Annotated in this window: 9 protein-coding genes; all 9 read right to left on the bottom strand. The window is 40.1% G+C overall.

Annotation, left to right across the window (positions count from 1 at the left end; genetic code table 11):
* Window positions 1-7: 7 nt before the first annotated feature.
* Window positions 8-628 (bottom strand): YfgM family protein, encoded by a 621-nt coding sequence (locus AACU95_RS05650; RefSeq protein WP_004243818.1) that lies wholly within the window; start codon window positions 626-628, stop codon window positions 8-10.
* 10 nt (window positions 629-638) lie between these two features.
* Window positions 639-1,922: a histidine--tRNA ligase gene (gene hisS / locus AACU95_RS05645; RefSeq protein ID WP_004243819.1), complete on the bottom strand. Its 1,284-nt coding sequence runs from the start codon at window positions 1,920-1,922 to the stop codon at window positions 639-641.
* A gap of 122 nt (window positions 1,923-2,044) precedes the next feature.
* Window positions 2,045-3,166 carry a flavodoxin-dependent (E)-4-hydroxy-3-methylbut-2-enyl-diphosphate synthase gene (ispG, locus tag AACU95_RS05640; protein ID WP_004243820.1) on the bottom strand — a complete coding sequence of 374 codons (1,122 nt, stop codon included), beginning with the start codon at window positions 3,164-3,166 and terminating at the stop codon, window positions 2,045-2,047.
* 47 nt (window positions 3,167-3,213) lie between these two features.
* Complete coding sequence (gene rodZ / locus AACU95_RS05635; RefSeq protein ID WP_004243822.1) at window positions 3,214-4,176, bottom strand: cytoskeleton protein RodZ; 963 nt, start codon at window positions 4,174-4,176, stop codon at window positions 3,214-3,216.
* 72 nt (window positions 4,177-4,248) lie between these two features.
* Window positions 4,249-4,674, bottom strand: a complete 426-nt coding sequence (locus tag AACU95_RS05630) for a hypothetical protein (RefSeq protein ID WP_223293355.1) — start codon at window positions 4,672-4,674, stop codon at window positions 4,249-4,251.
* Between the two features lie 94 nt (window positions 4,675-4,768).
* Complete coding sequence (locus tag AACU95_RS05625) at window positions 4,769-5,950, bottom strand: bifunctional tRNA (adenosine(37)-C2)-methyltransferase TrmG/ribosomal RNA large subunit methyltransferase RlmN (RefSeq protein ID WP_004243825.1); 1,182 nt, start codon at window positions 5,948-5,950, stop codon at window positions 4,769-4,771.
* 141 nt (window positions 5,951-6,091) lie between these two features.
* The gene (gene ndk / locus AACU95_RS05620; protein WP_004243827.1) at window positions 6,092-6,517 is read right to left on the bottom strand and encodes a nucleoside-diphosphate kinase; all 426 of its coding nucleotides are present in this window, start codon (window positions 6,515-6,517) and stop codon (window positions 6,092-6,094) included.
* Between the two features lie 235 nt (window positions 6,518-6,752).
* Window positions 6,753-9,074, bottom strand: a complete 2,322-nt coding sequence (pbpC, locus tag AACU95_RS05615; protein WP_004250636.1) for a peptidoglycan glycosyltransferase PbpC — start codon at window positions 9,072-9,074, stop codon at window positions 6,753-6,755.
* A 48-nt stretch (window positions 9,075-9,122) separates the two neighbouring features.
* Window positions 9,123-14,207, bottom strand: coding sequence for an alpha-2-macroglobulin family protein (locus tag AACU95_RS05610; protein ID WP_026090413.1), 5,085 nt, complete (start codon window positions 14,205-14,207; stop codon window positions 9,123-9,125).
* Between the last annotated feature and the right edge of the window lie 237 nt (window positions 14,208-14,444).

Raw genomic sequence — 14,444 nt, 5'->3', positions numbered from 1 at the left:
GATCCCTTTAATTGGATAAATTATTGAGTTTAAGTTCAACCAATGAGCGAATAGCGCCTGCATTTTCATCATTCAATGCATTACGATAAGCGGCGGCTGCACCTGCGTTATCGCCTTTTTTCGCTAATACATCACCACGGATATAATTTTTCATTCCATCCCATGCTTTACTTTTCACTTGCTCTAATGAAATTAACGCAGCATCAGTTTTATCTAATGCCAGTTGCACACGAGCTAAGCGAAGGTTAAGCATATCTGCAAATGCTTCATTCTTTACCATAGATATTGCTTTAGTCAGGTGAGTTTCACCTTTGGCTAAATCGTTGGCATCAATTGCTAATTGAGCTAACTCTAAAGAGGCTAAAGCACCATAAATATCGTTAGTTTCAGAAACAAATTTTTCGGCTAATGCGATATTTTCAGGCGTTGGTTTCGTTAATGCTTCATTTATTGTTGCAAATTCACCCGCACTCTCTTGTAGACGGTTGGCTTGATGTGATTGCCAATATTTCCAACCCCAAATTCCACCCACGCCAATGACAATAGCGAGAATGATCGTTAAACCATAATTTTTTAAAAACTGTTTAATTGCATCAACTTGTTCGTTTTCGGTGCTATAAACTTCCACAAGTCTCTCCTTAACCTAATAACAGCGTCAATTGTTGGGCCAGTTCGCTACGCGATACAATGGTCTGTTCACCTGAACGTAAATCTTTCACGGCTACTGTGCCAGCGTTAATTTCATCTTCACCTAAAATTAACGCGATTTTAGCACCATGTTTATCAGCACGTCCTAATTGCTTTTTAAAATTGCCTTTACCGTGATTGGTCATTAAGCGCAATGTAGGTAATTGATCACGGATTTCTTCTGCCAGCATTAATGCTGCACTTTGGCTATTATCACCAAAAGACGCAAGGTAAACATCAGCGACATGAGTATCAGCAACAAACTCAGGATTAACCGCTTGAACTAATAAGATCATGCGCTCCATCCCCATGGCAAAACCGACCGCAGGCGTTGGGTGTCCACCTAATTGTTTCACTAATCCATCATAGCGACCACCCGCACATACCGTTCCTTGTGAACCTAATGCACTGGTTACCCATTCAAAAACAGTACGGTTATAATAATCTAAGCCTCGGACTAAACGCTGATTAACACGATAAGTAATACCTACAGCATCAAGTAATGCACATAAACCATCAAAGTGTTCTCTTGATTCGTCATCAAGATAATCGAAAAGTTCAGGCGCATCATTCAATAAAGTCTGAATTTCAGGATTTTTAGAGTCTAAAACACGTAATGGGTTAGAATACATACGACGTTTGCAATCTTCATCTAATTGATCAACGTGTTGCTCTAAAAATGCGACTAATGCTTCACGGTATTTTGCCCGCGCTTCGAGTGAACCAATAGAGTTCAGTTCTAAAGTCACGTGCTCTGCAATACCTAACGCCTTCCACCAGCGTGCCGTTAACATAATCAGTTCAGCATCAATATCAGGCCCTTGTAGGCCAAATACTTCTGCACCTAATTGGTGAAATTGGCGATAACGACCTTTTTGAGGGCGTTCATAACGGAACATTGGCCCTAAATACCATAAGCGTTGCTCTTGGTTATAAAGTAAACCATGTTCAATTCCTGCGCGGACACAACCTGCGGTATTTTCAGGACGTAAGGTTAAGCTTTGTGCGTCTTCACCTCGATCGGTAAAAGTATACATTTCTTTTTCAACAACATCGGTCACTTCACCAATTGCTCGCTGAAATAGAGGGGTATGCTCTACGATAGGTGTTCTAATTTCACTAAAACCATAACCGGCTAAAATTTGTTTTAGCGTATTTTCGATTTTCTGCCATACCCGCGTATCAGCAGGTAGGTAGTCATTCATACCACGAATGGCTTGGATTTTTTGTGCCACTTTTTTTCTCTAATAGTTATTAATTGATCAATAAACTGATTATAGAAGCGAAAACAATCAGTATTCAATGTGAAATCAATAGTAATACAGGCTCATTAGTTAATGAGCCTGTTAATTGCGTGTTATTTATCCAATTGATTTATATTAATTCGGAGGTTGCCGTCAAGCATTGCCGCTTTTGTACGGATTTTCGCCTCTAATAAATCAATCATATTACTATTATCAAGACGCTCTTTTTGTCTTACACCGTCTTCATAAAAACCACTGCGCGTTTTAGCTCCGGTTACACCTAGTGTAGAAACTTCGGCTTCACCAGGACCATTAACCACACAGCCAATAATAGAAACATCCATTGGTGTAATGATATCTTCAAGACGTTGTTCTAATTCATTAACTGTACCAATAACATCAAACTCTTGACGAGAGCATGTTGGGCAAGCAATAAAATTGATACCACGAGAGCGAATACGTAATGATTTTAAGATATCAAAGCCAACTTTTACTTCTTCAACCGGATCTGCGGCTAAAGAGATACGTAAAGTATCACCGATACCTTCTGATAGAAGGATCCCAAGGCCTATAGCTGATTTCACTGATCCGGCTCTTGCACCACCAGCTTCGGTGATCCCTAAATGTAAAGGCTGATCAATTTTTTTCGCTAATAAACGATAAGAATCAACAGCAAGGAAAACGTCAGAAGCTTTTACACTGACTTTAAACTGATCAAAGTTCAATTTATCTAAGATATCAACGTGGCGCATAGCCGATTCAACTAGCGCTTCAGGGGTTGGCTCACCATACTTTTCTTGAATATCTTTCTCTAGTGACCCCCCATTCACACCAATACGAATGGGAATATTGCGATCCCGGGCACAATCGACAACTTGACGAATACGCTCTTCATTACCAATATTACCAGGATTAATACGTAAACAATCGACACCATATTCAGCAACTTTAAGTGCAATACGATAATCAAAATGAATATCAGCGACCAAAGGTACTTTCACTTGTTGCTTAATTAGTTTGAATGCTTCAGCCGCATCCATAGTTGGTACAGAAACACGTACAATATCCACCCCAACACGTTCCAGAGACTTAATCTGGTTTACAGTCGCTTCAACGTCTGTTGTTCGTGTGTTCGTCATCGACTGTACCGCGATAGGAGCCCCATCGCCAATAGGTACATTACCAACATAAATTCGCGTCGATTTACGACGAATAATAGGTGATTCTTTATGCATTGATTAATTCTCCCATGCTTCCATGCTTGCTCAAATGTATAGTCAGATTAAGCGCTCGGTACTGTTATTTTTGCTATTTTTCCAGTAAAACGGCTTAAGTCAACAGCTTCACCATTAAACTGTAAACGAGTAACAGAAGGTGCGCCTATTTTTAGTTTATAAGGTTGCTCACCATTAAATTCCAAACGGTCACCGGCTTTCTTAATACCATTAAATAAAACTTTATTTTGAGCATTACGAATTTCTAACCAGCATTCACCATCAAACATCAAGACCAGTTGATTTTCCACAATTGGTGCGGGTGTTGAATTGCCTTCAGCAGAATCAGCACGAGAAGTCGTTGATGTGGTTAATGGTGACACCGGTAATGGAACTGTTTTAACTTCTGCCTCAGGTGTGGCATCTGTTACTGATGGCTCGGCAACCTTATTAGCCTGATTATCTACTAATGGAGAAGCAGGCACTTGTACATTTTCACCCTCAGATGATGGGCTATTATTATCTAAGGTTGATAAAGGAGATTCTATCGTATTGGTGTTTTCTTGCGGACTATTTTGTCCTATGTCTTGCGAAGCCATAGAGACTAATTCTTGTTGATCGGCTTGATGACCCTGCCACCACCATAAACCGACTAAAGCTATCATTGCTATTACAATAACCCAAGTCAATTTCATCAACCAGCCTTCACGCTTTTTATGACGCTTACCCAATGAGTAATTTTGTGTTGTTGTGACTTTAACTTGTTTTATTGGGGCTTGTTGATCAATTAGACCTAGAATTGCGCTTTCAGGAACACCGACAAGTTTTGCATAAGAGCGCATATAACCACGTAAAAATGTCGGTGCAATACCAGAAGAGATAGTATCAGCTTCAATTTCACATACTGTTGTTAACTTCAAACAAAGTCGATCAGCAACAGTCTGCTGAGTTAGCCCCGCTTTTTCACGTGCCTGACGTAAAAGTTGACCCGCTGTTAATTTCACTTCTTCGGTTTTGTTTTCAGTATTCATTAGCAATCTAGGCACTGTGGCTATTGGATGTTTAACATTGATGAACACGAGAAAATACAGTTTTTAACGTCCTCATCGCGAATTTGGTGATTTTTGGTATTCAGCATGCTGACAAACCAAATAATCTGACGGTATATCCTCAATTAACACATTATTGTTGTTTAATAAATTTTGTTCACAAAGGAAATTACCATAAAACCTTAATACATTAACATTTACTGGCTTCGACTTCATCGCTAATTTGTAATAATCTAGCGCCTGAATAGGATTTCCCAATAACTGGGATGTTAATGCCATTCCTAAATTTGCTTCAGGATGCTCAGGCATCACTGACAGCACTTTTTGAAAATGATATTGGGCTATCTGATATTGTTGCTCAGCCAGATAAGCGTCCCCTAATTGAAGACGAAGAGGCACTGCAACATGTTTTTTATTTGCTGTTGATTGGCAGCCTATTGTCAATAACACCAAGCAGATAGCAACAACCTTTGATGACATCCTTATCATCGTTATCTTCCTTAAATTAATTCATTCTTGCAACTCTCTACTTTGTTTTAAAACCACAGCACAAAGCGAGAGTTATCCACCTCTATCAGACTGCTTTTACTGAAATTGGTTCACCTTGCAGACGTTTTTTCAGAGTACGCTTAGTTCGGTCAATCACATCACCAGCAAGTTGACCACAGGCAGCGTCAATATCATCACCACGAGTTTTACGTACAATAGTGGTGAAACCATATTCCATTAACACTTTAGAGAAACGATCAATGCGACTATTAGAACTACGTCCATAAGGTGCGCCTGGGAACGGGTTCCATGGAATTAAGTTGATTTTACAAGGTGTATCTTTTAAGCACTCTGCTAATTGATGTGCTTGTTCAGTGCTGTCATTAATATGATCAAGCATGACATACTCAACAGTAACTCGACCTTGGTTTGCATTAGATTTAGCAATATAACGACGCACGCCATCAAGAAACATTTCAATATTATATTTCTTGTTAATAGGAACAATTTCATCACGAATATCATCTGTTGGTGCATGCAATGAAATCGCTAAAGCAACATCAACCGCATCAGCTAATTTATCTAATGCAGGTACGACACCGGATGTAGACACGGTGACTCGACGTTTAGATAAACCAAAGCCAAAGTCATCCATCATAATTTCAAGAGCAGGAATAACATTGTTAAGGTTAAGTAATGGTTCACCCATTCCCATCATAACAACATTAGTGATTGGACGACGGCCTGTCTCTTTTAAAGCACCAATAATTTTAGCAGCACGCCACACTTGGCCGATAATTTCAGAAACTTTAAGGTTACGGTTAAAACCTTGTTGTGCCGTTGAACAGAATTTACACTCTAACGCGCAACCCACTTGTGACGAAACACATAACGTCGCACGATCATCTTCAGGAATATAGACTGTTTCAACTTGTTGAGAGCCTACTTTAATCGCCCACTTAATAGTGCCATCCGCAGAGCGTTGTTCTTCAGACACTTCAGGTGCCTTGATTTCGGCAATCTCTTTTAACTTCGCACGCAGCACTTTATTGATATCTGTCATCTGATCAAAATCATCATAGCAATAATGGTATATCCATTTCATGATTTGATCAGCGCGGAAAGGCTTTTCGCCCATAGAGACAAAAAGCTCACGCATCTGTTTACGATTTAAATCTAACAGATTGATTTTTGTTTTTTGATTCACAGTATTTTCTTTAGAAACAGCGACAGAAGCGCTTGGCGCTGGAGTGGTAGATTGGGTCATGACATTGCCTCGTTGTTACACTATGCGGCCTACGTTAATAAAATCTATTAACGGGATACTTATTAATTAATAAAAAGACGCCCCATTAAAGATTAACAGGGCGTCGCATTGTACATTTTTTCGTATACAGATGCTAATAAATTAGCGTGGGCAAATTTCGTTTTCAGTAAAGAAATAAGCAATTTCACGCGCAGCTGAAGCTTCTGAATCTGAACCATGCACTGCATTTTCTGTAAAGCTATCCGCGTAATCAGCACGTAAAGTACCCGCTAAAGCGTTATCAGGATTAGTTGCACCCATTAAGTCACGATGACGTTGGATAGCATTTTCGCCTTCTAATACTTGTACCATGATAGGGCCAGAAGTCATAAACTCAACTAAACCATCAAAGAAAGGACGGCCTTTATGCTCTTCATAAAAACCTTCTGCTTGTTCACGAGTTAAATGCAACATTTTGGCTGCTACGATGCTGAAACCCGCACTTTCAAAGCGGTTATAGATTGCACCAATAACATTTTTTTTCACTGCGTTTGGTTTGATAATAGAAAAAGTGCGCTGAATAGCCATGTATTACCTCAAAATATTGTATTAATAACAACTTATGTTGCCTGTTTTTATCGCAGATCATGGAAAAACAGCTCAAAACCGTATCCCCTGCAAAAATAAGGGATTGATTATAGGGGGATAACAATAAATTGCACAGATGAAATCCCGCTTTTTTTTAAAAAACTGTGGCAAAAAAGTTATAATTTATCGATTTAATCACATTTTTTACCTTCATTTGATTAAACTCTGCACTTATTTAACGAAAACTAAAATTCACCATATCCGTTTGACCGCTAAGATCAAGCACCGAAAGTTGGTATTTGCCACGTTTTTCTAATAAATAAGAGAACGTTGCCCCATTTTCAGTTTTACCGATTTGTTCACCATTTAAAAACCACCATTGCATACCACTTCCCCCTTGTGTAGAAACCGTTATTTCAAGCTGAGTTTCACCAGGCAATGGACGCAATAAATCCCCTTTTCTTATCCCAGAGATATACAAGGGGATCATATCTTCTTTAATCGGTGGACATGTTAATGAAATTGGTGGTAATCGTTTTGCTCTACGCTCTTTTTCAGGCAACCAAGCATCTAATGCTATCGGCCATAAAGCAATATCCTTTAATTGAGCACCAGGACAATTAGGCCCTGTACGTTTTCCTTCTTTATCTATCCATACTTTTTCATTGATGCCTAAAATGCCCTCTTGGCTTTCATTCAATAGTGTTGGGGGAATAGTATTATCAAGGATCCAGCTTCGTCGGCTGACTCGGCAGTTGCTATCTTCTTTAGGCAAAGCTTTTCCCGTTGGCCAACAAATAGCTGCGGCTGAGACACTATTTGGCCTAGGATCAACAGGAGGCCGCTGTTTATTTTGATAAAAATAACTCGTCAATAAATTATTAACTTGATTCATTATCGGTACAGCAGTTGCAAATCCAAACTGCCCCGCAACAGGTGTGCCATCAGGTCTCCCCACCCAAACACCAATGGTATAACGCGCATTAACGCCTATCGACCATGCATCACGATAACCATAACTTGTTCCTGTTTTCCAAGCCAAAGGAACAACCGCTGAAATAGCACTATCAGGACGAGGCCGTGCCTCTCCCGCTAAAATTCGCCGAATGATCCACGCAGCACCGGGTGACATTAACATACGTTCATTGATGGTTTGCTCTGGCGTAAAACGTAACGGCGCTGTTTTTCCATGCCTTGCAAGCGCACTAAAAGTCGCCACTAATTGATCCATTCGTGTTGCTGTTCCTCCTAAAATAAGCGCTAAATTAGGTTCAGAGCCATAAGGAAAACGCATTTCAAGGTGATTATGTCGCAACTTAGCTGCAAATTTTTTTGCGCCATAAGCTTCTATTAATTGAACGGCAGGTAAATTTAATGAACGACTAAGGGCTTCACTGGCACTCACGGCACCGTTAAATCCAGTATCAAAATTACCAGGACGGTAATCTTCAAAACGGCGTGGAACATCTTGTAATAGTGATTCTGCATGGATCAATCCTTCATCCAAAGCAAGACCATAAATAAAAGGCTTTAAAGTTGATCCCGGTGAACGCCATGCACTTATCATATCAACATGCCCAAAGCGTTGATTATCATTAAAGTCTGCCGATCCAACATAGCCTTTAACACTCATATCCGTGTGATCGACCACAAGTATTGCCAGAGAAGTTTTATCGGCTAGCTGATATTTCCACTGTTTGGCTAGCTCTTCTAGTTGTCGTTGAAGATTAATATCAATCGTGGTTGTGATCACCGGCGCTTTTTGCTCGTTATACATACGCCGAGCCAATAATGGCGCGAGTTGTGGCGTTTGTCTTGGTGCAAGTAGCACTTGCTCTTGCTTTATTTCAGCCACTTTCTCTTTGGGCCAAATTTGATATTCCGCTAATCTATCTAATACTTTATCCCGTGCAGCTTGAGCACGCTCTGGATACCGGTCTGGCCTTAAACGACTGGGGGCTTGAGGTAATACCGCCATTAATGTTGCTTCACCTGCTGATAAATCAGCGGGAGATTTACCTAAATAGGCCCAACTTGCAGCGCCAATCCCTTCTAAAGTGCCACCAAAAGGTGCACGGTTAAGATAAATTTCTAAAATCTCATCTTTTGAGTAATACCATTCGAGCTGTAATGTCCGCCATAATTGTTTTAATTTTCCCCCTAAAGTCCGTGAGTGGGGGTCAATCAAACGTGCAACTTGCATTGAAAGCGTACTGCCTCCAGAAACAATTTTTCCCGAGCTTAAGTCTTGCCATGCGGCACGTAAAATAGCTATAGGGTTAACACCGGGGTGCTGATAAAACCAGCGATCTTCATAAGCTATCAAGGCCTGCAAATATTCAGGGGAAACATCAGAAAGGGTAACGTGATAACGCCATATTCCTTCTTTATCAGCAAAACGCCAAAGTGGTGTTCCATCTTCAGCCGTTACTATGGTGGCGATTTGAGGCTCGGGATCTGGCAGTGGCCAGATCTTATCTGCTATCCATAGCAATAATGGTGTTACTAATAGAAAAATAACGCTCGCGGCGATTAACCGCTTATATCCTAGTTTCATTCAATCACTCAAAGGAAAAAGCCCTTTCCGAAGAAAGGGCTGTCTAGCTTAAGGCACAACATCGATTTTATTTTTTGTTGCCCCTACGGCACGCCAATAAGGCACATACATTGACTCAACTTGCGGAGGCGGTACTTGATAACTCCCCGGAGTTACCGCTCTTGCTAAGTAAAGTAATGTCGTAGGACGATATTTATCAACCGCTATTGCGGCAACAAAACGATCATCACGATATTCAAGATGTTTAATATTGGCTTGTCCCATATCATCAATAAACTCCTGCAAATCAGCAGCGCTATCGCTTAAGCTTGCGCTACTTGATGCTAAGTTTTGATTTTCAATTTCAAGCCCCGCTGGTAATAGATCAACCACTAAGGCATCAGGTACATCTCTATTAGCTGAAACCTCTAATTTTACCACCAGCATTTCACCACTTTGTAAGCGATTAGGATCGACTCGATTGCCTTTTAGATCGTAATAACTACGATTGATCTTCAATACATTGCTATAAGGCGCTGGGGCAACTTTTGGATATCCGACAACATTCATTCGAGAGTAAATGGTTGTACCACCTTGGTTGTTTAGCTCTAAACCTTCTTGCAATTGTGTTGCAGTCAATGCTTCATTAACTGCGCGATCACTACTCATTGCTGGCACTTGACGATTAATGGTTACTTCCCAAGGCTTCTCTGCCATATCAATAAAGAAACGACCAGCAAGGTATAGTGAGTTACTCTCCTGTGTAGAGAACCATTCACGCCCTGTTAAGTTATCAGATAATGTAATAACACTGGCATCACGAGTTTGAGTTTCCAAATTGTTTTCACTGAGTAGCGCAATAATCAACGCTTGGTCACGAATAGTACTGCCGTAATCACCTAAACCGTAATTATATTTACGTGGCATGGTGACACCTTCAGCAATTAGGCTTTCAGCACGAGAGTTATCTCCCATCAATTTCAAAGCAACACCTAACTGCACAAGCGCTAAACCACTACCCGCTTGATTACGTTCTAGATATAAACGGCGCAATTCTCCCAAAGGGGCTTTTTGCTGATTAGCCAGAACTAAAGCCGCATATGCTCTTGCTGAGAATCGAGCCGCATCTTGGTTAACCACATACTCTTCATTAACAATATTTTTATCTTGTAAATAACGTAGTAGACGATCATTTGCCCGTTTTAATGCCTCAGTAGGAACTTCATAACCTTGTTGAGACGCTCTAAATAAGAAATCTGTTGCATACGCCGTTAACCAAAACTCTTCACGCCCACCTTGAGCCCACAAGGCAAATCCTCCTTCGGATTTTTGCATTGTTAAGATATGAGCAATCCCTTTTTCTATGGCTTCTTTTCTTTGCATATCTGTTTGTGTTTTGATCCCCAATTGTTTCAACTCTTTCTCTGTTGAATACAAGGATGGATATAATCCACTAACAGTTTGCTCAAGACATCCATAAGGATATGCAAATAACTCTCTAACATAACGCGCTACCTGTAACGGAGGGCGACTAGTAAGTAATAATTCCCCCTCAAGCGTTGAGCGATTAAATTGATTTAATGCTTCGTTTGGTAAGCGCCAAGACTCACCATCTGCTAATGTATTGGCGTAATGTATTGTCTCAGCAGGATACGCAGGGCGTACACCTATTTTCCAAGTATTTTGATAAGGTTTTATCTCTTCATTAGGTACTTTAATACCATAAATAGACAGGGAAAATTCGCCTTGGCCAAATCCATGTTTTGCCGTAATAGGGATTTGAACTTGAGTTCGTTCACCTTTCGATAATGAAACGGTTTTACTGTCGACACCCGCTAAATCAACTAATCCTGATGCCGTATAATTTAACGTAATAGATTGTGGTGCATCCGTTAAGTTAGTTAAATCTAATGACAGTAACGCATCATCTCCCCCAGCCATAAAGCGTGGTAATGAGAGTTGAGTAACTAATGGCGCGGCAACAACAACTTTACCTTCTTGGCTACCAAATTTATCCGCAGTCCATGCTTGAGCCATAAGGCGGACTTCACCATTAAACTCAGGTATAGGTAAAGAAACCTCACCTTCACCTTGTGCATTTAATTTTACAGGTGTTGCTTGTTGAGCAATAATTTGCACATCTGTTAATGGCTTTTTACCACCACGAGATAATGCGCTTTCTTCGCTTCCATCACCACCAAAACGTAGGTTGGCTAAACGCCCTTCACCTTCAATTAACTGACCATAAACATCGTATTGATCAACGCTATAACGCTTACGACCAAAGAAAGCTTCGTACGGATCAGGCGTTTTATAGTCGGTAATATTTAAGACACCTGTATCAACTGCAGACACTAATACATTGATGTTTTCCGGCAATGGCTGGCCTGCTACGGGCTTAGCTTTAATCCGAATTTTTAGATCTTGATTTGGACGAATTTTTTCAGGTGCATCCAGTGCAATATCTATACGGCGATTGTTATCTTGTAGTGGTAAATGCAAAATACCTACTGCACGTTTTACCGTCGCTTGTTTGGATGTATCCCCCGGTCTTACCACCACCGAAGTCAAATATAAATCGTGTCTTGCCCACTCTTTATTAATAGGTACTTCAACATCAAGCCCTTTTTCAGGTACATCAATCTCTTGCCACCATAGTGGCCCATCACTCGATTCTAATAGCACATAACCTTTACCAGGATGAGGGGCTGCAATATTGAGTTTGACTTTTTCACCCGGTAAGTAACTCTCTTTATCTAATTTTAATTTAACTTGATCAGGTCTTACTGCCCCGGTTCCGCCAGTATTATCCATCCAAGAATAGCCCGCCCAAAAACGTAAGCTACTGACAAGTTCTGTTTTAGGATCGACCACTTCTATACGATAAGAGCCCCATTCAACAGGGAAAGCCACTTTTGCGGTACCATCTTTAGCTATTTTGATAGTCTGCTCATCCATTTGCAGATCTTTTTGATTGTAGCCAGACTCCCAACCATTTGAATTAGACCAACGCCAATAATAATCATAACGTTCGTAAATAAATCTTACTTTTAGGTCATCAGCAGGTAATTTTTTACCCTCTTGATCGGTATAAACGATTTCAAACTCCGCCATTGAGTTTTCATCAACACTATAGCCTGATTTATATTTATCATTACGGTAGTCATACACCTCTTTTTTAGCAAAAACAGGGCGAATTCCCGCAAGATGTGTCGCTGGCCATACCGCTTGTTGATAACGGCGAGTAACAGGACGCCCTCCGGCTTCAAGTAAGCTTGCTTGTAAGATAATATTAATCGGTGATTTCACTTCAGCATAACGATCTTTATCAACCGTTAATGCCCCTTCACCATCCGTATCAAGAGTAAGTTCAAATTCATCTAATAAACGACTTAAATTTTCATCTTTTACGGCACCAAATTCATAACCCGGCAGTTGACTGACTGCTTCTCGCGAAGCTTTTAAGAAAACCTGCCCTTGCAAGCGATTATCTGCTGCCGGTGCACCATAAAGATAACGACCTTTAATATCAAAATAAGCATTATTACCACTGAGTAAAATGCCTTTTTTACCGGTGATCTCTAATGCCATACGCTCAGGCATAAAATCTTCAACTTGGAATTGGTAGAAGCGCGGAGTGCCATCGCCTAAATCAAAACGTAATTTCCGAATACCTGTACTCTCATTTTCAGGGATCATCAGTTTCAACTGATAAAAACCATTTTCAGGTTGCCAAACAAAACTACGGGAAACCTGACCATCCGTTTTTAATAAGTCAACTTTAACAGGTTGCTCTTTAATCGGGTTTCCATCACCATCTCGCAATAAACCATTAACGATTAAGGTTTCGCCGGGGCGGTACAGATCGCGTGGACCAAAAACAAAAAATTGTTTGCTATAACCTTGTGGCCCGCCGATATCAAATTCGGATAAATCAAGGGCTGGTTTACGCAAATCAATCATACTGGTTTGCCCATTACGAATAGCGAGTAATAAACGTGCTTTATCACTCTTTTCTAATGTGGCATGCCCTTGATTATCAGTTTTTGTTTTAGATATTAAATTACCTTTTTCATCCAAAAGACGAATTTCAATATTGTCTAATGCTGCGCCATTTTTCAGGGATTGAGTAAAAATATCTAGCGTATTAAGGTAGCTATGTACTGATAAACCGATATCACTAAAAGTAAATACCGTTGCCGGCATGGTATAGGAGTATTTACCTGCCTGCTGCATTACAGCGATATAGACACCCTCTTTTTTCAGGGCTTCAATAGATTTGAGTGGCAATAAGACATTTTCACGGGTGTTTTTTTCTGTATCAAGTTCAAAGCGCCCGCTATACACCAAATCCGCTTGTGACAGAAAATCGTCTGATTCCCAATAGTTAATATTAGAGCGGCTTTCCCATTGAGTTAAAAATTGTGTCAACCGATCATCTTTAACTCGGAAAAAGTTAACATCGACTTGTTCGACATTTAATGCGCTAATTGGCAAACCTTCCGTTGCTTCTAACGGTAATAATGAGCCTTTACTGGTAAAGCCGACCGATGGATAAATCTCTTCTGTAGTAAATTTTTGGCTAAATGGCTCTACTAATTTACGTTCGTTAATTCCTTTAATTTGAGCATCAATAGTCAGGTTTAACTCTGTTGAAGGTGGCAAATGGCGGAATCGTAACTCCATCAGATTATCAGATAGCTCCCAAGCCCCTTCTAATTTACCTTTTTTAGTATCAACAAGACGGATAACATCATCAAATTTCTGATCAGGATCGAGTGGTACTGAAAAAGTCACTACCATCGTACTTGCGCCATCGCGTTGTAATTCAGAGGCATCTAGTACAGTCACCTCTTTACCTGCATAACGACGAGCAAGTTCATTGCGCACTTCTTGGCTAGTTAATGCAGTTTGATTATTCGTTTTGGTTGTAACTGCGGTTTTATCACCAAGTTGTGTTGTCGTTTGTTGCGATGTGCTTTTTTGTTCCGCAACTTGTGTTGGTTGTGAGTTATCACTCGTCGAAGATTGCTCATCTTCTGTTTTGTTATCATCACAGCCTGTTAAAGCTAATGCTGAAGCCAGTACCACTGCAAGTGTACACCAACGGTACCCTCTTTTTTCCGTGTACTGTCTAAATTGATCTCGATTCATATCCATTTCCTTTAATTCAACCCCTGAATTATATGATGTTTTATGCAGGCTACAATAATACCTAACTCATTAAGTAACCTAATTATTTAATACTACAGCCTTATTTGGGCTTTACTAATTATTTATTTGTGCGTTTTTAAGCAAAGTAATAGTAAAACAAAGAGTTACATATAAATGCAAACCATTTGCTATTTTAATCATTTTCTTATTATAGGGTAAAAAAAAGCGATATCTGAT

It is taken from the genome of Proteus sp. G4415 (assembly GCF_963896075.1).
Lineage (GTDB): Bacteria > Pseudomonadota > Gammaproteobacteria > Enterobacterales > Enterobacteriaceae > Proteus > Proteus mirabilis.
The sequence above is the reverse complement of the archived record's forward strand: the minus strand, read 5'-3'. Positions and strand labels throughout refer to the sequence as shown.

Bases quoted from the DNA above. Each gene is read 5' to 3' on its own strand.
- ispG (WP_004243820.1), bottom strand. From the start codon at position 3,166: ATGCATAAAGAATCACCTATTATTCGTCGTAAATCGACGCGAATTTAT.
- rodZ (WP_004243822.1), bottom strand. From the start codon at position 4,176: ATGAATACTGAAAACAAAACCGAAGAAGTGAAATTAACAGCGGGTCAA.
- AACU95_RS05630 (WP_223293355.1), bottom strand. From the start codon at position 4,674: ATGTCATCAAAGGTTGTTGCTATCTGCTTGGTGTTATTGACAATAGGC.
- AACU95_RS05625 (WP_004243825.1), bottom strand. From the start codon at position 5,950: ATGACCCAATCTACCACTCCAGCGCCAAGCGCTTCTGTCGCTGTTTCT.
- ndk (WP_004243827.1), bottom strand. From the start codon at position 6,517: ATGGCTATTCAGCGCACTTTTTCTATTATCAAACCAAACGCAGTGAAA.
- pbpC (WP_004250636.1), bottom strand. From the start codon at position 9,074: ATGAAACTAGGATATAAGCGGTTAATCGCCGCGAGCGTTATTTTTCTA.
- AACU95_RS05610 (WP_026090413.1), bottom strand. From the start codon at position 14,207: ATGAATCGAGATCAATTTAGACAGTACACGGAAAAAAGAGGGTACCGT.